The sequence below is a fragment of the Marinobacter sp. S0848L genome, from assembly GCF_023016065.1.
GTDB lineage: Bacteria > Pseudomonadota > Gammaproteobacteria > Pseudomonadales > Oleiphilaceae > Marinobacter.
In genome coordinates this window covers 43,337-63,064 of the sequence record NZ_JALKAQ010000015.1, presented here as the reverse complement: position 1 = coordinate 63,064, position 19,728 = coordinate 43,337, and the positions used below count along the sequence as shown (strand labels likewise).

Below are 19,728 nucleotides of genomic sequence, written 5' to 3'. Positions count from 1 at the left end.
GCCCTCTGCTCCGGTCGGTTTCTTCTGTACGGGTATTCCCCCAGCCGCATTTATCCCGCAATACTGCAATCTATATGGACATATTGTCACTAAGCGCCGTACCTAACCTATGGCAACGGGTGTGGCAGTTGCCTACAATAAATTAACTAGTCACGGGTAGATAACACTGTCAGTAGACTCGGCAGAAATAAAACAACCCAGTATCGCCAGGTATGCTTATATGACCATTGCGGAAAAAGCCATTACGCGTAACTCCCGGTCCTCTTTTCTGAAAAGTGCGGGACTGAGCGCCGCGTTAGGCCTTGCTTTGCTTGTACCCGGTTTGTCCGGACTACACGCAAAGATTGAAGAACCAGCTAACTATCAACCGGTTTCCCCGACCATCGATCAGGCCCGGGCTAACATTTTGATTGCCCGTCAGCTGCAGTTCACCCATTTCCGCGACCTCGGCATCAGCGATGAACTCTCCGGCGATGTCTTTGATGCCTACCTCAACTACCTCGACAGCCAGCGCGTTTACCTGACCCGGCAAGACATCGATGCGTTAAGCAAAGTAAAAGGTCGTTTGGGTTCCGCGTTAAAAACCGGCCAACTGCAACCCGGTTTCGACATCTACAACCTGGTTCAGCAGCGCATTATTGAGCGCCTGAAATTTGCCAAAGAGATTATCAGCGCCGGCGTCTCCGAACTGGATTTCAGTGCCAGCGAAAAGATTCGTGTTGATCGCTCAGAAGCGCCATGGGAAGCCGACAAAGCAGCCTTGGACAAACTCTGGATTAAACGCATCAAAAACGCCGTTTTGGCGCAGCGTTTAAACGGTGCCGACGACGAAGCGATTGAAGAAACTCTCATGCGCCGGTACGAAGGCCAACTCAAGCGCGCTTATCAGGCGCGCAGCGAAGATGCGTTTCAGGCCTACATGAATGCCTTTACCGGCATGTGGGACCCGCACACCTCGTACTTTTCACCCCGTACGTCAGAAAACTTCAATATCAATATGAGCCTGTCGCTGGAGGGAATTGGCGCGGTTCTTCAATCCGATAACGAATACACCAAAGTGGTTCGACTGGTTCCCGGTGGCCCTGCGTCCAAGCAAGGCCAATTGCAGCCCGCAGACCGCATTGTTTCCGTCGCACAGGAAAACAAAAAGCCTGTCAACGTCATCGGCTGGCGCCTCGATGAGGTTGTTGACCTTATCCGTGGCCCACGAAACTCTATCGTTACGCTGGAGGTCATTCCGGCAAATGCCTCGGATGAAACCATCACTCGCAGCATTGCCATCAGTCGGGATGAAGTAAAGCTGGAAGAGCAAAGTGCCAGTAAAGACATCATCCAACTCGATCGCAGCGGCACCACTTATAACATCGGGGTAATCACCATCCCGACCTTCTACGCCGACTTCCAGGCCATGCAAGCAGGCGATCCAAACTACAAAAGCACCACCCGAGACGTTCGCAAGCTGATTGACGAACTCAAGAAAGACGGTGTTGATGGCATCGTGATGGACCTGCGAAATAATGGCGGCGGTGCGTTGCACGAAGCCAACGACCTTGTAGGTCTGTTTATTGATAAAGGCCCCACGGTACAAATCCGCAACGCCAACAACGATGTGCAAGTGCTGGACGACAGAGATCCCACGGTCGCCTACGACGGCCCATTGGTGGTGCTGGTCAACCGCATGAGTGCGTCGGCATCTGAAATTTTTGCAGGTGCCATCCAGGATTATGGCCGCGGTCTGGTGGTGGGTTCTCAAACCTTCGGCAAGGGTACCGTTCAGGCGGTTCGACCTCTAAACCACGGCCAGCTCAAAATCACACAATCCAAATTCTATCGGGTGTCTGGCGGCTCAACCCAGCACAAGGGCGTGATTCCGGACATCGAAATACCTTCTCGCATCGATAAAACGAGAATCGGTGAAGACGCCCTCGACCACGCACTACCCTGGGACCAGATTGAAGCTGTTCCGCACACTCGCTACTTCGACTTCAGCGGCGTGATTGATGAACTCCGCACCCGGCACGACGATCGGTTTAACACCAATCCGGAGTTCAGCCTGCTGCAGAAGGAAATCGATTTCCTGACCCAGCAGCGCCAGATTGACTACGTCAGCCTCAACATTGACGAACGAACAGCGCACCACAACCAAATCGAAAGCACGCGCCTCACCATCGCCAACGCACGTCGCGAACTTCGCGGGGAAGCGCCCTTCGAAACACTGGACGAGCTGGAAGAATGGCAAGATGCGCAAGTTGCTGACCCCGACAAAACCGATGACGAACTGGACTTCGTGATTCGCGAAGGTGGGCACATCATGGCTGACTTGCTTGAGCTGGACCAGCGCATGGCTTCCATCCTTACGCCCACCCAGTTTGCCGCCAAAACCGAGGTGCCCTGACCCTATGGCTGACAAGGCGCCTTCCGAAGGCCAGAAAGAGAATAATAAGAAGGCTCAGGTATTCCAGAGCATGTTATTGGATGCTCTGCACGCGATGCGCTCTATGGAAGAAGCCGAGAGCATGGCACCAGCTCCCGATGCGCGCACCAAATCCTCTGACCGGATTTTGGATCGCATCGTCGGTTTTACCGGCTCGGCCCTTAAACTCGGCGCTCGGGCAACCGATACATCCCTGAAAGTGGGCCGGGTACTGGTCAATTCTCAGGACCAGCTCAGGGCCATGCTGGCCACTGGCCAATCCCTCAAAGACATTCGGGAAGTGGCCGGGCTGACGCTTTCCGAAATGAGTGACGCACTGAATCTTAAAGACAAGTCTCTGCTGGAAGCCATCGAGAACGGCACTGCCACCCTGTCCTTCGAGCTGATCTTGCGGTTTGCGGCCTTGGTTGCCCGCAACGATCCCATCCCGTTCATCATGCGTACCACCCGGAACTACAACCCCGAGGTCTGGCAGATATTGAACGATTGGGGAATTGGCCGCATTCCCCTACAGTTCGAACGGGAACGGGAATTCATCAATATTTTCCGTCGTCACGACAACGCCCGAAACCTGTCGGATGAAGGTTTCAGAAAGGTTCTGGAATTCACCCGCAACAGTTTTGAAATGTCGATGCATTTCGTCGAGCAGCAAGAAATGGAAGTAGCGGAGCTAAAAGCTGGTCTTCAGCCCCGAAATCCTGATAACTCCGAGCCGTCGTCAGGTAAATAACGCTTTCATACCGGCAACATCCGGCTTAAGAACCGCCCCCTTTTCCGTCACAATCGCGTCAATCAGGCTGGCCGGTGTCACATCAAACACCGGGTTGAACACATCCACTCCGGCTGGCGCTAGCGGAATCCCGCGAATTTCCCGCACTTCTGTACCTTCGCGTTCTTCAATCGGGATCTGCCCGCCCTCGGCCAGGGCCATGTCCACCGTGCTGGATGGCGCAACAACCATAAACCCAACGCCGTGATAACGAGCCAAAACCGCCAAACTGTAGGTGCCGATTTTGTTCGCCACATCCCCGTTCGCGGTAATCCGGTCTGCGCCCACAACCACCCAACTGACCTTACCACTGGCAAGAATGGCTGCCGCTGCACCGTCGGCGTTCAACGTCACTGGAATCTCCTCGCGGCTAAGCTCCCAAGCGGTCAGACGACTACCCTGAAGCCAGGGCCGGGTTTCATCTGCATACACTTGCTCCAGCATGTTGCGCGCGTGCAGGCGGCGAATAACACCAAGCGCCGTGCCATACCCTCCGGTTGCCAAAGCCCCGGTATTGCAGTGGGTTAGCACGCCTATCGGCTGTGCGGGGTTCATGACCTTCAGCGCATGATCCGCCATCGCCAGATTCGCCGCGATATCCTCCTGGTGAATCAACATCGCTTCGTCGGCCAATCGTTTAACCGCCTCCTCCAGCGCCGAGCATGCCCGAAACACCTTTTCCATTCGCTGCAATGCCCAGAACAGGTTCACCGCTGTCGGCCGAGATTTTGCTAACTGATCAATCGACTGCTCCACTTCAAGCTGCCATTGATCACCGCGGGCATGACGCGCTGCTAATGCAACGCCGTAAGCCGCACTGATTCCGATGGCCGGAGCGCCACGAACCACCATATCCGTAATGCTTTGGGCAACCGAAGCTGCGCTATCCGCTGTGATCCAGCGCTCATCGGTGGGCAGCAGCCGCTGATCCAATAGCTCTAAACGGTCGCCGTGCCAACGGACAGGTTGAGTCCCCAACGATCGTTGGTCTGTGGTGTTTGCCATGATTTGCTCCGGATGCGTGCCTGAAAAACCGCAGTATAACGCGTTAGATCGGGCTTTATACCTCCATTGGCACCACAAGCGGGGTAGTTCTGCCGGTGGCGGCTCGCTATACTTCCTAGTTGAATTTCCCGGCATACAGAGACTGTGCCCCCGACCCTCCAAGGCAGGTTAATGACGGCAAATACCATCATCACAGCCGATACCCGAATCAACGCCCGCTGGCTGATTCCAATCGAACCTTTTGGCGTTGTACTGGACCATCAGGCCGTCATACTACAAGGCAGTCGAATTGCGGCTGTGCTCCCGCAATCCGAGGCAGACCAAACGTTCCGCACACGGGAAACCATTGATCTTCCGAATCATGTTGTGCTGCCCGGCTTAATCAATCTCCATGGCCACACCGCTATGTCCCTATTCCGTGGCATGGCCGACGATCTGCCGCTTATGACCTGGCTGAATGAACACATCTGGCCCGCCGAGGGGCAATTTGTTTGTGAGCAGTTTGTTCAGGATGGCAGCCGACTGGCGATGGCTGAAATGCTGCGCACCGGTACCACCACCTTCTCCGATATGTATTTCTTCCCGGAAGCCACAGCTCAGGCCGCCCACGACATCGGCATGCGCGCCCAGGTGTGCTTCCCGCTGATCGACATGCCCACCATGTGGGGCTCGGGCCCGGACGACTATCTGGCCAAAGGCGCGGAATTGATCGCGCAGTGGCGCAGCGATGAATTTATCATGCCTGCCATTGGCCCCCACGCGCCCTATACCATTTCGGACCAGCCTTTGGCGGCTGCCGTTGAGCTGTCTCAACAAACCGGCGCAGCCATTCAGATGCATTTGCACGAAACTGCGTTTGAGGTGGACGAAGCTTTAAAACTAACCGGTAAACGGCCAACTGACCGCATGGCGGATCTGGGTGTGCTGGGTAGCAACAGCCAATACGTGCACATGACCCAGCTGAACGAAGCCGATCTGGATCTGTTAGCGAAAACCGGTGGTCACATTGTTCACTGCCCGGAGTCGAATTTGAAACTCGCCAGCGGCATGTGTCCGGTTCAGACGCTGATCGATCGCGGCCTGAACGTCACTATTGGTACCGATGGCGCAGCCAGTAACAACGACCTGGATCTGTTTAGTGAACTGAAAACGGCTGCCATGTTGGCCAAGGCCGTTGCGGACGATGCCACCGCCCTGTCGGCTCACACGGCTGTGGAAATGGCGACCCTGAACGGCGCCCGCGCCCTTGGCCGGGAACAGGAACTTGGTTCCCTGGTCGCCGGCAAGTTAGCGGACTTGATTGCGGTAGACCTCAGTGACCCGTTCATTCAGCCGGTCTACGACCCCGCCTCGCATTTGGTTTACAGCAACCATGGCCGGGCCGTGAGCCATAGCTGGATCCACGGCGTGCCGCAATTGCAGGACGGCCGGTTAACCCGAATTGATGTCCCGGACCTGATGCTTCGGGTTCGCGATTGGCAACAACATATTCTCAGTTAATTTTTCTCAGGGGCAAGCATGAGCAACCAAAACGTAGATCAGAACGAGATTGCCAAGTTTGAAGCGCTCGCCAGTCGCTGGTGGGATCCGACCAGTGAATTCAAGCCACTGCATGATATTAACCCTCTGCGTCTGAACTTCATTGACGAACGGGTTTCCCTAGCCGGAAAACGCGTGCTGGACGTAGGCTGCGGTGGTGGTTTGTTGTCCGAAGGCATGGCACTTCGCGGTGCCCACGTGACCGGAATCGACATGGGCGAAGCGCCCTTGCAGGTCGCTAAACTGCACGGTTTGGAATCCGGCGTGAAAGTCGACTACCGCCAGACCACCATCGAAGCACTGGCCAAAGACCCGGAGCATGCCGGTCAGTACGATGCGGTTACCTGTCTGGAAATGCTTGAGCACGTCCCCAACCCCGCCTCAGTGATTCAGTCCTGTGCTGCCATGTTACGACCGGGTGGCCACTTGTTTGTGTCTACCATTAACCGGAACCCCAAATCGTTCCTGTTTGCCATAGTCGGCGCCGAGTACATCATGAACATGCTTCCCAAGGGCACCCATGAATGGAACAAATTCATCCGTCCTTCGGAGATGTCGGATTATCTGCGTCAGGCTGGTCTGGACATCCGCGAACTCACCGGTATGACCTACAATCCCATCACCAAAAGTTACAAGCTTGGCCGTGATGTAGACGTCAATTACCTGATGCATGCCAAGGATATCCGTGAAGATTAAACAGCCTCCCTCGGCAGTGCTGTTTGATCTGGACGGCACTTTGATTGATACCGCACCGGATTTCATTCGCTGCCTTAACCAATTGCGCCAACAGCACGAACTGGAGCCCCTCGCGGCGGAGTATATTCGCAGGTCGGTCTCCAACGGTGCTCGCGCCATGGTCCGCCTCGGCTTTAATCTGGAGCCCGAGCATGAAGGCTATCTGGACAAGCACACAGCCTTTCTGGACCTGTACGAAGCGGGTGTAGCCGTCGAAACCACCCTATTTGAAGGCATGAATGAGCTGTTGCTGAACCTCGAAGCCAGAGACATTCCCTGGGGTATCGTTACCAATAAGCCGGTACGATTTGCAGCGCCGCTGATTGAGGCGCTTGGCCTGCAGGAACGGTGCGCAACCCTGATTTGCCCGGATCACGTAACCGAGCGCAAGCCTCATCCGGAACCCATGTTTTTGGCCTGCAAAGAAATCAATGCGGCTCCGGAACAGGCTATCTACGTAGGTGACCACGTACGGGATATAGAAGCCGGCCGTAACGCGGGCATGTACACCATTGCCGTTAGGTACGGTTACATTGAAGAACCGGAAACCGTTGATCTGTGGCAAGCCGACGCCATCGCCGATACCGTCAGCGACTTGGCAAAGCTGTTACAATAGCGCTCACATTATTTCATTGACTGGCCACAATGTGGCTGGAATTGGCCAGATATCGGAGACAGGTTATGCATGATTACCAGGCACCCGCCGATCTTCTAAAAAACCGCATTATCATGGTTACCGGCGCTGGCAGCGGCATCGGCCGGGCGGCCGCAAAAGCTTATGCGGCCCATGGTGCCACCGTCATTCTGGTGGGGCGCACCTTGTCCCGGCTGGAAGAAGTGTACGACGAAATCGAGGCCGCCGGGCACCCTCAGTCTGCACTGGTTCCAATGAACTTCGAAGGTGCCGCCATGAAAGATTACGAAGAACTGGCGATGACCATCGAAGAAAACTTCGGGCGCCTCGACGGCCTGCTCCACAACGCAGGCGTTCTGGGCGCACGGAGCCCGGTAGAGCTGTATGACCCGGAAACCTGGAACAAAGTTATGCAGGTTAACGCCACGGCACCGTTCATGCTTAGCCGGGCGATGATTCCTCTGCTCAGGCAGTCAGACGCAGCCTCCATGATCTTCACTTCTTCCGGTGTCGGCCGCCAGGCACGCGCCTACTGGGGTGCCTATGCGGTATCGAAGTTCGCCGTAGAAGGGCTTTCCCAATTATTGGCCGACGAGCTGGACGACGAGCGCAACAACATTCGCGTGAACAGCCTGAACCCGGGCGCGACCCGCACAGGAATGCGCGTGCTCGCGTACCCTGCGGAAGACCCGAAGAAAAACCCAGAGCCGGAACAGCTTATGCCTGTTTATCTCTACTTGATGGGGAAAGACAGCGAAGGTGTCACCGGCCAGCAAATTGACGCACAGCCGAAAAACTAATGGAACTGATCTTCTACACCACATCCAACTGCCACCTGTGTGAATTGGCCGAGGCGCTCCTGGTGAACACCCCGATGCCGGAGCCGATTCCCGTGGATGTGGTGGATATCGCCCAATCCGAAGCGTTAGTTGAACGGTACGGTACTCGTATCCCGGTTCTGCGCCGGCAAGACACCGGCACCGAACTTGGCTGGCCCTTTACCCAAGCCCAGCTACTCACGTTTTTGCAATAAAGGATCCGCTAACATGTTGATGATCATCTCTCCCGCTAAAACTCTGGATTACGAGAGCCCTCTGGCTACAGAAACCTACTCCGAACCGGACTACCTGGACGATGCGTGTGAACTGATTGATCAACTGAAGGAACTGGAACCGCATCAGATCAGCAACCTGATGAGCATCAGCGATAAACTGGGCCAACTCAACGCCGATCGCTTCCGCAATTGGCATACCCCTTTTTCGCCCGAGAACGCGCGCCAAGCCGTACTGGCGTTTAAAGGTGACGTGTACACCGGGCTGGATGCCGAAAGCTTTAGCGAAGACGACTTCATCTTTGCCCAGAAACATTTACGAATACTGTCTGGCCTCTATGGTTTGCTCAAACCGCTGGACCTGATGCAGCCATACCGTCTTGAAATGGGCACCAAATTCGAGAACCAGCGTGGCAAAGATCTTTATGCGTTCTGGGGCGACAAACTAACATCAGCCGTTAACATTCTGCTGGAGAAAGACGATCAGGTGCTCGTAAATCTCGCATCTAACGAATACTTCAAAAGTATTCAGAAGAAGAATTTGCAGGGCCAGCTGATCACGCCTCAGTTTAAAGACTTCAAGAACGGCAAGTACAAGATCATCAGTTTCTATGCCAAAAAAGCGCGCGGTTTGATGTGCCGCTACGCCATCCAAAACCGCATCACGCAATCCGAAAGCCTCAAAGGCTTTGACCTGGATGGTTATTACTTCAGTGAAGAACAATCCGATAAAAACAACTGGGTTTTCTTGCGCGATGAACAGAGCTGATCATTCTCGCACTCGTACATTTCTGTTGATATCGGAGTAAGCATGAACGAAGCAGTATTCTCCCAGATCGCAATGGCGGTTCTGGTGACGGGCCTTATTGGCTGGATGGGATTCATTGTTTGGGATCTTGCCAAAAAATCACAAGCGGGAAGATTCGGCACCATTGCATTATTTGCAGTCCTCGGCACCGGCGTTATCGGTTTTGTAATTAAAACGGTCGTGGTCGAGATACTGCAAATCTAAACATGCCTTACCGGTAACTTTACGGCTGCCTGCCGGTAGCCGTATTATCCTCCCCTTTTTCCTAAACGCCCCAAACAATTAGCAAGGACATAAACCCCATGTGGTTTCGCAACGCCCGAGTTTTTCGCTTTACCAAACCCTTCGACATTACGGCTGAAGATCTCGAAGAGAAACTGCAAGCCGATGCGTTCAAGCCCTGCGGCCCGCAAGAAACCATGCGTCAGGGTTGGGTTCCGCCACTCGGTAAGCATGGCGAATTGCTGGTGCACAGCGCCAACGGCTACCACCTGATTGCCCTGCGTAAAGAAGAGAAGATTTTACCCGGCCCGGTGGTCAAAGAAGCCGTGGAAGAGCGCGCGGAAGCCATTGAACTCGAGCAGAGCCGGAAAGTTCGCCGCAAAGAAAAAGACGAAATCAAAGAGCAGGTCATGCTGGAGATGCTGCCACAGGCCTTTTCCCGCAATCGCCGCTGCTACGCGTATCTGGCCCCGAAAGACGGCGTACTGGTTGTCGATGCCGGTTCTGCCAAGCAAGCCGAAGATCTGGCCTCGACGCTCAGAAAAACGCTCGGTTCACTGCCCGTCCGACCACCTGCGGTTGAACAGGCACCCGCCTTTACCTTTACCGGCTGGCTGACCGAAACCATCGACCTGCCCGCCACCATTGAGCTGGGCAACGAGTGTGAACTGAAAGACCCATCCGAAGACGGCGGTGTTGTTCGCTGCAAGGGCCTGGACCTGAAGGCCGACGAAATCCGCAATCATCTGGAAACCGGCATGCAGGTAACCAAGCTGGCGGTAACCTGGGACAACAACGTGCACTTAGTGCTGGATGAAGAACTGGGCATTCGCCGGTTGAAGTTTGGTGAGACACTGCAGGAGCAACTGGACGATGTCGATGTAGACGATGCCGTGGCCAAGTTCGACGCGGCCTTTACCATCATGACCCTGGAGCTATCGCGGATGATCCCGGGCCTGCTGGAAGCCCTTGGTGGCGAAGACCGATCCGCCATTGTCGAAGAATAAGCAGAACCCACGTTAAAGCGGGAGGGGTTAGCCCCCCCGCTTTTTCAGCCGTTCTTTCTGCCAGTCTTTTTCTGGCTCGTTCAACACCAGCCTCAAGTCCATCACTTCTTCCACCGGGTTGAACTTGATGTCAAACCCAAGCTGTTCCGCCAGCTGCAGCATAGGGCGGTTTTCGGGCAGCACATCTCCGACCATCTCCATGGTGCCCCGGCTTCGGCAGTATTCGATCATTTTCTGCATCAAAGCAACGCCCAAACCTTCGCCCTTCATTCGATCATCAACCATGACCGCAAATTCACTGCGAAGATTGTCGGCATCGGTCCATACCCGCACCGTGCCGAGCGTTTCCTCCCCCTCACCGTTTTCTTTTTTGGCATTGGCAATGAACACCATCTCCCGGTCGTAATCGATTTGCACCATCTGGGCAACGTCTTCACGGGAGAAGTGCTTGCGGTACTGGAAAAACCGGTAGCGAATCGATTCCGGCGATTGGTATTCATGAAAAGCGCGATGCGCCGGCTCATCTTGCGCCAAAACCGGGCGAATAATGACTCGCCGCCCGGATTTAGGCAGCACAATCCACTCTTCAAGCTCTCTCGGGTAGGCCTGAATAATGGGCCGGCTAGGCTTGTCATCCAGATCGACAGCGATACTGACGGCAATCGCTCCCTGATCGTTGAACAGCAACGGAGAGATTTCCAAGCCACGTATTTCCGGAATATCGATAACGATTTGCGAAAGCTTTACCAGTGTTTCGGACACCGCCCGTATGTCTTCCTGGGGCCGCAAACTGTGCTCTTTCAGTAGTTTGTACATATAGGTCCGGCGCAGCAATTCCCGCGCCAGCACCATATTCAGCGGCGGCAGGGCAATCTGGCGGTCAGTGGTGATGTTAATCTGGGCGCCCGCAGCACCACAAACCACCAAAGGACCGAACACCTCGTCCCGCGTGATACCTACGCTGAACTCTATGCCACCAATATGCTGATAGGAGTGCTGCATGCCAAAGCCCAAGAAGCCACTATCGGGAAAATGTTCCTTGTACTCTTCGATCAGGAACCGACAACCATCGATAATCGCCTGTTCGCTATTCAGATTCTTGATCGTGCCTTTATAACGGCGCTGCGTAGGGGTCAGTTCCAGGAAGGGATAACAGACCTCTTCATGCACGACGGTCAGATCAATGGGCCGGCGTTCTACCGCAAACATCTCAAGCACTTCCTCAACATCGTCGCAATACACGGTTTCGATGGCGTTTATGCCGTAATCCCGAATCACCTGCCGGGCTTCACGGCTGGATAAATGCTTACGGCCATCGCGAAGTGCTTTGGCAACGAGAGAACGCGTGTTCGCCCGGTCTGCAAAGTGATCGGTGAACGATTCCGGCGTTTCACTCAAAAGCCTCTGTACCCGTTGATGCTTCACGTGCTGCATGAATGCGGTAACGGCTTTTTCCGGGTTAAAGAATGATGGTAAGCCAGCCCGGTAAAACTCCTCTCGGGAATCCATCACCGTACTATGCCCCAGCCAACAGGTGAAAATATTGAGCCGGGTCCCTTTCGATGCCTGCACGACGGCATCGGCAATCTGGAGACTGTCCTGAACCAGCGTTGGTGCGTACATCACCAGAACATTCGCAATGTTCGGGTCTTTGGCCAGGATTTTAACCGCTTTCCCATAAAGCTCGGGGGACGCATCGTAGTTCAAATCGATGGGGTTTTTGCGCGTCCAGTAAGGTGGTAATAGTTTCCCCAGCTCTTCAAGGGTTGTATCAGACAGCTCCGCCAGCCCTCCTCCCAGGTGAGACAACCGGTCAACCGCCAACACACCCGGGCCCACGCCGTTCGCGAGAATAGCCAGAGATTCCCGGCGTAAAGGCCGCATGCGGGTAAGGGTTTCGAGTGCATCAAACATCTGCCCCAACCCGTCAACGCGCAGCACACCGCCCCGTTGCAGCATGGCATCGTATATCGGGTCACTGTGAGAGACCCCGGCAGGAAGGTCGTGGGGAATCCATTCAGACTCGGGCACCCGCCCGGACTTAACCGCAATAACCGGCTTGGTGCGGGAAGCAACCCGAACCGCAGACATAAACCGACGAGGATTGGGAATGCTTTCAATATGTAACAGAATGGCCCGGGTCTGGCTGTCCTGCGCAAGATAATCGATCAAATCGTCATGATCGATATCCATGCCATCGCCCAGAGTCAGGAAATACGAGAAGCCCACGCCCCGAGCGAATGCCCAGTCCAGCACGGAACTGGCAATAGTGCCCGACTGGCCAATAAACGCCACACGCCCGGGAATGGCCCCCATGTGCGCATAGGTCGCGTTCAGATGACGAGCCGGCACCATCAGACCAATGGTGTTTGGCCCCAAGACCCGAATGCCGGTTTCTCTTGCGGCGTCGCGTACGGAATACATCAGAGGCTGACCGGTTTTACTGTGGGTACGAGACATACCGCCAGTCATCACAATTGCCGTTCTTACACCGCTCTCGCCCAGTTTTCGGATCATTTTGGGAACCGTATCAGGCGGAGTACACACAATCGCAAGGTCGGGCGTGAAATCCAGCTGCGATACCTTTGCGACACAAGGAACGCCATGAACGTTGTCGTAGTCGCTCTGGTTCACCACCACCATGCGCCCCGGGAAGCCGCCACCGAGCATGTTCCGCAAAACCATACCGCCCAGATTGTCTGCGCGCTCGGAGGCACCGATGACAGCAATGGAGTCAGGATTGAACAAACTTTCCAGATAACGGGTACTCAAGAGAACTCTCCCTGATCCAAGCGGTGGCTACGTAGATAAGAATCTCAGCAAAACAGGTGACTTATCAATGTATACCTTATCTTAGATCGGTATTTGCTGATGTAAATCGTCGATCCGGCCTGACATCCCGCCTTTATTAGACGAAAGTAGCACCCATCCCCCCAATATCCTTGTTAACATGACGATACTAGCAACCGGACTCAGGCTTAGACTCTCAGCATGACCACCGCATTCTTTTCTCACGATGATTGCCTGAAACACAACATGGGCCCGGAACATCCGGAAAGCCCGGAACGTATTTCAAGCATTCTGGCGCACATTGCTGACACCGACCTGCAGCAAAACCTCGATTGGGTGCGGCCCGAGGAAATTACCCGTGATCAATTGCTGATGGTCCACCCCGAGCCTTACTTGCAGCAACTCGACCTGATGGCACCCACACGGGGCCGGGTGTTTACCGATCCGGACACCTCACTGATGCCCGACACCTTGCGCGCCGCCCGTTTGGCCGCCGGTGGGAACATTCAGGCCGTTGATATGGTTATGAGCAGTCAGGTTACCAATGCGTTTGTTTGCGCACGCCCTCCCGGACACCATGCCGAACGCACCAAATCCATGGGCTTTTGCTTCTACAACAATATTGCGTTAGCCGCGTTAAGAGCGCTCAATTTCCATCAACTGGAACGAGTCGCCATCATCGACTTTGATGTGCACCAAGGGAACGGAACCGTGGATATCGTCAGCGGCGACGAGCGTATTATGATGTGCTCAAGTTTCCAGCACCCACTGTACCCGCACAGCCACGTGCACCGACAACCCGACAACATCATCAATGCTCCGATCGAAGCAAACTGCTCTTCCGCCGAGTACCGCAAACGGGTGGAATCGGCTTGGCTGAAAAAGCTTCAGAATTTCCGCCCGCAGTTGGTGCTGGTATCCGCAGGCTTTGACGGCCACAGGCTCGACCCGATGGCAGAAACAAATCTGGAAACAGAAGATTATCGTTGGCTGACTGAAATGATCGTCAGTGTTGCCCGTGATCATGCCAATGATCGGGTCATCTCAACACTGGAAGGGGGTTATCATCTGAGAGCCCTCGGGGAAAGCGTGGTCGCTCACCTCGAGGTATTGGACGCGGTCTACTAAGTAAATAGCGATTCAGCCCGAGAAATCTCTTCCGTTTCCGCTAGCCTGCTGAAATTCAGGGCGCTCGCCCTGCCTCTGCAACCGAATCGTGACCCTGCGGTTTTCCCGATGACGGCGCGACACCGGAAATTGATCGCCGTGGCTGCGGACAATCAGCAGTTCCTCATTAAGACCCTGGGCTTTCAAATATTCCGCAACCCTATTCGCACGTTCTTCTGAAAGGGCGCGGTTGTCTATTCTGCTACCCACACTGTCCGAGTGACCATCAACCAAAATACGCTCGACAGTGGAATCTGCCATCACGTAGCTCACGATGTTATCCAGCAGCGTTTTGTCTGCTACGGAGAGTTCTGAACCACCACTGGCGAAAGGCACTCGGGAGCGGCGAATCTGGTCATAATTCACCGGCAACAAACCCGAAACACATTGCTGGTATCCCGAATAGGGCTCGGAAAAGTTCACATTTGACAGGGATACTCGCACCGAGCCTTGGTCAAAACGGGAGGTCCGCGTCAGTGTTGGCTGCATACCCTGCAGCAACCCCTGAGCCATGATGCTCGCCTCTCTGGCCCCTACGCTGACGGCGCGTTTGTCACCCGAAACCTTAACAGCGCCTACCGGCTTTGGTGCTACGCCAGGCCGCCAAACAGGCGCTTCCACCACAAGCTGCCCCCGCCCCGGCTTCATCAATGCGACCGTGGACTCAAGGTAGAACGCAAGATCTTCTCCGGCCCGGTGACTGAAGACCGCGCGCCCGAATCCCGGCACTTCCTGCACCAACGAGCATTCAAAGACCGATTCCGAAAGATACCAACGGCTATTCTCAATACCCGCGCCATAACTGGATGCCACTGTTGGGGAAGTAAACGTCCACACCAGAAGCGCGCCCGCAATCGCTACGACGCCCTCTTTTGCAGAACCGCGCTTAAATTTCATCATAAAGGCGCCCCAACCCCCAGCACACGTTAACTCAATTGCTTATTGAGTAACGGCCGTTTTGAACAATACTTGAGCCCAAGAAACACATTCAGATCGAAAACATTCGAAGCGGCCTTCTGATATAATTCGCAAAATTTTTAAGAGCTGCCTGGCGAATATCTCATGAGCAAACAACTGACCATCACCCGCCCCGACGACTGGCACTTGCACGTTCGAGATGGCGAGGTATTAAACAGTGTTGTACCGGCAACCGCCGCTTGTTTCGGCCGAGCCATTATCATGCCCAACCTGGTGCCACCGGTAACCGATGCAGCAGCGGCTACCGCCTATCGGGAGCGGATTCTAAAGGCTGCAACCGGCACAAATTTTGAGCCTTTGATGGTGCTCTACCTGACCGAAAGCACAACGCCAGAAACCATCCGCGAAGCCAAAGCTGCGGGCGTAGTTGCAGCGAAGCTCTACCCCGCCGGCGCCACCACCAATTCCGCTTCCGGAGTAACGGATATTCGAAACATCTATCCCGTACTCGAAGCCATGGCCGAATGCGGCATGTTGCTGCTGGTACACGGCGAGGTTACCGATGCGGATATCGACATTTTCGATCGGGAAAAGGTGTTTCTGGACCGGGTACTGGCCCCCACACTGGAAGCCTTCCCGTCCCTGAAAGTGGTGCTGGAACACATCACCACCGCTGATTCTGCAGAGTTTGTGCGCCGCCATACCGGTGACAACCTGGCCGCAACACTCACACCGCAGCACCTGATGTATAACCGCAACCACATGCTGGTTGGCGGCATTCGCCCGCACTTGTACTGTTTGCCCATCCTCAAGCGCAACAAGCACCAGGAAGCCCTGCGGGAAGCGGTGGCCAGTGGCGATCCGAGATTCTTCCTGGGTACCGATTCAGCGCCCCATGCCCGCGATAAGAAGGAAGCGGCGTGCGGTTGCGCCGGCTGCTACTCCGCATACGGCGCCATCGGTTTGTATGCAGAAATCTTTGAAGAACTGGGCATTCTGGACAAACTGGAAGCCTTTGCCAGCTTCAACGGTGCCGACTTCTATGGCTTGCCGAGAAATACGGACACCATAACCTTAGTGCGCGAGCTTTGGACTATGCCCGAGCACCTGCCGCTGGCAGACGGAACCATCGTGCCGCTCAAAGCCGGTGAAACCGTTCACTGGCGTATGGCTTGATCATCTTTTAATTTACAACACGAACATTGGAGTTCGCGTGTCTGACGAAAACAAACCGCTTCACCCTATGTCCCAGCGTTTCCGAGGCTTTCTGCCCGTCGTGGTGGATGTCGAAACTGCCGGCTTCAACCCGGAAAGAGACGCTTTGCTGGAAATCGCAGCGGTCATGCTGACCATGGATGAAGACGGCAAACTACACCGTGGCGAAACCCACCTTCAGCAAATTGACCCATTCGAAGGCGCAAACCTCGAGCAATCGGCCCTGGACTTCACTGGCATTGACCCGTGGGACCCGGAGCGCGAGGCGGTTCCGGAGCGTGAAGGCATGAGTGAGATCTTCTCGCCTATCCGCAAAGCGGTTAAAGCATTCGACTGCAAACGCGCCGTGCTGGTGGGCCATAACGCCACCTTCGATCACAATTTTGTGTTTGCCGCCGCCATGCGCGCGGACATCAAACGCAACCCGTTCCACCCGTTTTCAACGTTTGATACCGCCACACTCGCCGGGCTGGCCTATGGCCATACCGTGCTGGCGCAAGCGTGTAAACTGGCCGGAATTCCCTTTGATAACAAAGAGGCACACTCCGCCGCTTACGATGCCGAGAAAACCGCAGACCTGTTTTGCGGCATTGTGAACCGCTGGCAAGAGCTGGGAGGTTTTCCGCCACCGCCGGTGCCGAGTAACGACGAATAATCTTGAATGACATTTTTTAAAGCCAACAAAAAACCCGCAACAAGGCGGGTTTTTTGTTGCACTGCAACTCACCTTACCAGTGAATACCGCGCATAATCGCCGCGAACGCCACCTGCTCGGTAGACACTTTCGGCTTTTCGGTTGTCTTGGTGCCCGCCGCCGAAGCTGAATCCGGGAACATCCGATAACCGGTATTCATCACGATTTCACCCACCTTCGGTGCCAGCGAGTGCAGTACCGATGCAAACACACCCAAACGCGTCGCAATTCGCTTCGGACGGTGCACAATGGCATCGGCCACCATGTCTGCGGCTTCTTCCGGCGTCAGTGTTGGTACCGAATCGTAGATTTTAGTCGGTGCAATCATGGGTGTTTTCACCAACGGCATGTTGATGGTGGTAAAGGTCACGTTGCGATCCGACCATTCTGCAGCGGCACATCGACTGAAAGCATCCAAAGCCGATTTGGAGGCCACGTACGCCGAGAAGCGAGGCGCGTTCGTCAGCACACCGATGGATGAAATGTTCACCACGTGACCTCCACGACGTTCCAACATGGCGGGTGCAAAGCCCATGATCAAACGCACAGAACCGAAGTAGTTCAGCTGCATGGTACGCTCGAAATCGTGGAAACGGTCGAACGCCAGAGACAAGGAACGGCGAATGGAGCGGCCGGCGTTGTTGACCAGTACGTCCACATGCCCGTGGTTGTCGAGAACCGTCTTCACGAAACGGTCACAATCTTCCATATCGGAGAAGTCACACTGGTACGCGTGAACGTTGCCGCCATTCGCTTCGAGCTGCGCCGCTACTTCATCCAATGTTTCTTTGGTGCGGGCGCCAATCACCAGAATTGCGCCGGCTTCTGCCAGCTTCTCGGCGGTCGCCAGACCGATACCGGAAGTTGCACCGGTCACCACACAAACCTTGCCCTCAACCGTGCCCTTCAGGGTGCGATCTTTGAACAGGTCCGGATCGAGGTTACGCTCCCAGAAATCCCAAATCACAGCGGCGTAGCTGGGCAGGCGCGGAACTTCGATATCGGTGCCTTTCAGCACGCGCTCCAGCTCGCGGGTGTCGAAACGGGTCGGGTAATTCACAAAGGACATCACAGAAGCCGGAATGCCCAAATCATCCAGGAGTGCACCTGTGATGCGTTTGACCGGCGGCAGATTTTTCACGCTCTGGCGAATAAACGGCGGGATAAATCCAAACATACGGGAGTCGATGCGCATCCCCATACGAGGCGCATGGCCCGCCTCGGAGAAGATGTTAAGAACCTCACCCACTTTATAAGGGTCCGAATCCACCAGGTGGAAACAGTTGCCATCTTCACCGTCCAGATGCGCGATGTGATCCATGGCATTGACCACGAAGTCGACCGGGACAATGTTAAGTCGGCCACCTTCCAAGCCAATGGTCGGCACCCACTGTGGCAAGGCATGACGGATCTTCTGGATCATCTTGAAAAAGTAGTAGGGGCCGTCAATCTTATCCATCTCACCGGTTTGGGAATGGCCGATCACCATACCCGGGCGGTAGATGCGGAACGGCACCTTGCACTCTTCACGCACCACCTTCTCGGATTCGTGTTTGGTGCGCAGGTAGGGGTGGTCGAGCTTTTCCGCTTCTTCGAACATATCTTCACGGAAAGTGCCTTTGAAAAGACCCGCAGCGGCGATAGAAGATACATGGTGGAAGCGCTTGGCCCCCATCGCTTCGGCGGCTTGAACAGCGGCACGGGTGCCTTCAATGTTGGTGGCAGCCTGAGCTTCTTCGTCTGCGCCCATGTCATACACGGCGGCCAGGTGGAAGAAGTGGTCAATCTTTCCTTCCAAAGCGTCCATAGCAGCGCCATCAATACCTAACCGGGTGCTGGTCAAATCGCCAATAACCGCTTTAATTCGGCTGTCGTCTACACCCAGACGCTCGCGCAGATCATCCAACTTGCCCTGGGATTGTTCCCTCACCAGAACGTGCACCGTTCCGCCACGGGCCAACAGCTTTTCTACCAAAAAACGACCGATGAAACCGGTGCCACCTGTAAGGAAATAATTCATAGAAGATCCGTCCTACGTGTTACTTATTTATTGTCATATGTCACACCACACCACTACGACAAAAGTCGTAGTCCGGTTATGGAACGCACGCATTCTACTTAATTGCAGCTTACATGTATCGAACTTTATTAGAGCTTTTGCTCTTTAACCCATTGTTTTTGATAGAGCTTTTACTCTAGTTGCACCAAAAAACCGAGAGAAATCATGACTAATTATCCGACATACTCGTTTTGAGACTAGCACAGGAATTCAACGCTGATGGCCCAAATTCCGTAAATTACGAGGGAGCAATGCAACCAACCGCCGGCAATGCGATAATCGGGAACTTCCGGCGCCTTTCGGCGTCTCTAACAGTCACCCATTCATTCCAAGGTTTATCAAAGCAGCCATGCCGAAAGACAACCCTAATACCGAACGTTACATCGCCATTGCCCGTGCCTGCTTGAAGGCAATCAACGATACCGCTGCCGACAAAGGTTCAAGAGAAGAAAAAATAGAAGCGGTTTATAAGGCGATCGATAAAGCGTTCCAGAAAGAATTCGCGGACTACCGCCAGTCTGTTGCCATCATGGCGACCGTGCTCGAGCGCATTGCTTCCGGAGAACTGGATGCAGACCAAGCGGCGGACCTGGCCAAGAAAACCCTGTCCCAAAAGCCCGACAGTAGTAGCGCCGGCCAAGTTCACTAAGTCCTAACAACCGAACACCGATTCGATGAGGC

Annotated in this window: 18 protein-coding genes; 14 read left to right on the top strand and 4 right to left on the bottom strand. The window is 54.7% G+C overall.

Annotation, left to right across the window (positions count from 1 at the left end; translation table 11 throughout):
- The first annotated feature begins 220 nt into the window (after nt 1-220).
- Nucleotides 221-2,395, top strand: a complete 2,175-nt coding sequence (locus tag MWU64_RS14545) for a carboxy terminal-processing peptidase (RefSeq protein WP_247065128.1) — start codon at nt 221-223, stop codon at nt 2,393-2,395.
- Nucleotides 2,396-2,399: 4 nt separating this feature from the next.
- Entirely contained in the window at nt 2,400-3,164 is a 765-nt protein-coding gene (locus MWU64_RS14540) for an XRE family transcriptional regulator (protein ID WP_247065126.1), read from the top strand.
- Here MWU64_RS14540 and mtnA read toward each other — a convergent pair.
- Entirely contained in the window at nt 3,153-4,208 is a 1,056-nt protein-coding gene (mtnA, locus tag MWU64_RS14535) for an S-methyl-5-thioribose-1-phosphate isomerase (RefSeq protein WP_247065124.1), read from the bottom strand. The genes MWU64_RS14540 and mtnA overlap by 12 nt on opposite strands.
- 171 nt (nt 4,209-4,379) lie before the next feature.
- Here mtnA and MWU64_RS14530 point away from each other — a divergent pair, with 171 nt between their 5' ends.
- The 8 genes from MWU64_RS14530 (at nt 4,380) to rdgC (ending at nt 10,204) form a co-directional block, all read left to right on the top strand.
- Nucleotides 4,380-5,708 carry a TRZ/ATZ family hydrolase gene (locus MWU64_RS14530; RefSeq protein WP_247065122.1) on the top strand — a complete coding sequence of 443 codons (1,329 nt, stop codon included), beginning with the start codon at nt 4,380-4,382 and terminating at the stop codon, nt 5,706-5,708.
- Nucleotides 5,709-5,726: 18 nt separating this feature from the next.
- On the top strand, nt 5,727-6,443 hold the full coding sequence (gene ubiG, locus MWU64_RS14525; RefSeq protein ID WP_247065120.1) for a bifunctional 2-polyprenyl-6-hydroxyphenol methylase/3-demethylubiquinol 3-O-methyltransferase UbiG: 717 nt from the start codon (nt 5,727-5,729) through the stop codon (nt 6,441-6,443).
- Nucleotides 6,418-7,098 (top strand): HAD family hydrolase, encoded by a 681-nt coding sequence (locus tag MWU64_RS14520; protein WP_281496401.1) that lies wholly within the window; start codon nt 6,418-6,420, stop codon nt 7,096-7,098. Before ubiG ends, MWU64_RS14520 begins: the two co-directional genes overlap by 26 nt.
- Nucleotides 7,099-7,163: 65 nt before the next feature.
- Nucleotides 7,164-7,916, top strand: a complete 753-nt coding sequence (locus MWU64_RS14515) for a YciK family oxidoreductase (RefSeq protein WP_247065116.1) — start codon at nt 7,164-7,166, stop codon at nt 7,914-7,916.
- Entirely contained in the window at nt 7,916-8,149 is a 234-nt protein-coding gene (locus MWU64_RS14510; protein WP_114333934.1) for a glutaredoxin family protein, read from the top strand. Before MWU64_RS14515 ends, MWU64_RS14510 begins: the two co-directional genes overlap by 1 nt.
- Before the next feature lie 13 nt (nt 8,150-8,162).
- On the top strand, nt 8,163-8,936 hold the full coding sequence (gene yaaA, locus MWU64_RS14505) for a peroxide stress protein YaaA (protein WP_247065114.1): 774 nt from the start codon (nt 8,163-8,165) through the stop codon (nt 8,934-8,936).
- A gap of 42 nt (nt 8,937-8,978) precedes the next feature.
- Entirely contained in the window at nt 8,979-9,179 is a 201-nt protein-coding gene (locus MWU64_RS14500; protein ID WP_247065112.1) for a DUF2788 domain-containing protein, read from the top strand.
- A gap of 98 nt (nt 9,180-9,277) precedes the next feature.
- A complete protein-coding gene (rdgC, locus tag MWU64_RS14495) occupies nt 9,278-10,204 on the top strand; it encodes a recombination-associated protein RdgC (RefSeq protein WP_247065111.1) in 927 nt (308 codons plus the stop codon).
- A 27-nt stretch (nt 10,205-10,231) separates the two neighbouring features.
- Here rdgC and MWU64_RS14490 read toward each other — a convergent pair whose 3' ends face one another.
- Entirely contained in the window at nt 10,232-12,976 is a 2,745-nt protein-coding gene (locus tag MWU64_RS14490) for a GNAT family N-acetyltransferase (protein ID WP_247065109.1), read from the bottom strand.
- Nucleotides 12,977-13,195: 219 nt separating this feature from the next.
- Here MWU64_RS14490 and MWU64_RS14485 point away from each other — a divergent pair, with 219 nt between their 5' ends.
- Nucleotides 13,196-14,122: a histone deacetylase family protein gene (locus tag MWU64_RS14485; RefSeq protein ID WP_247065107.1), complete on the top strand. Its 927-nt coding sequence runs from the start codon at nt 13,196-13,198 to the stop codon at nt 14,120-14,122.
- Between the two features lie 12 nt (nt 14,123-14,134).
- Here the strand turns inward: MWU64_RS14485 and MWU64_RS14480 are convergent, their stop codons facing one another.
- The gene (locus tag MWU64_RS14480) at nt 14,135-15,061 is read right to left on the bottom strand and encodes an OmpA family protein (RefSeq protein ID WP_247065105.1); all 927 of its coding nucleotides are present in this window, start codon (nt 15,059-15,061) and stop codon (nt 14,135-14,137) included.
- 162 nt (nt 15,062-15,223) lie between these two features.
- On the opposite strand from MWU64_RS14480, the gene pyrC reads away from it, so the two are divergent.
- Nucleotides 15,224-16,255, top strand: a complete 1,032-nt coding sequence (gene pyrC / locus MWU64_RS14475; RefSeq protein WP_247065103.1) for a dihydroorotase — start codon at nt 15,224-15,226, stop codon at nt 16,253-16,255.
- Nucleotides 16,256-16,292: 37 nt separating this feature from the next.
- On the top strand, nt 16,293-16,949 hold the full coding sequence (gene rnt / locus MWU64_RS14470; protein WP_247065101.1) for a ribonuclease T: 657 nt from the start codon (nt 16,293-16,295) through the stop codon (nt 16,947-16,949).
- Between the two features lie 73 nt (nt 16,950-17,022).
- Here the strand turns inward: rnt and MWU64_RS14465 are convergent, their stop codons facing one another.
- Nucleotides 17,023-19,008 (bottom strand): SDR family oxidoreductase, encoded by a 1,986-nt coding sequence (locus tag MWU64_RS14465; RefSeq protein ID WP_247065100.1) that lies wholly within the window; start codon nt 19,006-19,008, stop codon nt 17,023-17,025.
- A gap of 388 nt (nt 19,009-19,396) precedes the next feature.
- Here MWU64_RS14465 and MWU64_RS14460 point away from each other — a divergent pair, with 388 nt between their 5' ends.
- Entirely contained in the window at nt 19,397-19,696 is a 300-nt protein-coding gene (locus MWU64_RS14460) for a hypothetical protein (RefSeq protein ID WP_247065098.1), read from the top strand.
- Nucleotides 19,697-19,728 lie beyond the last annotated feature (32 nt).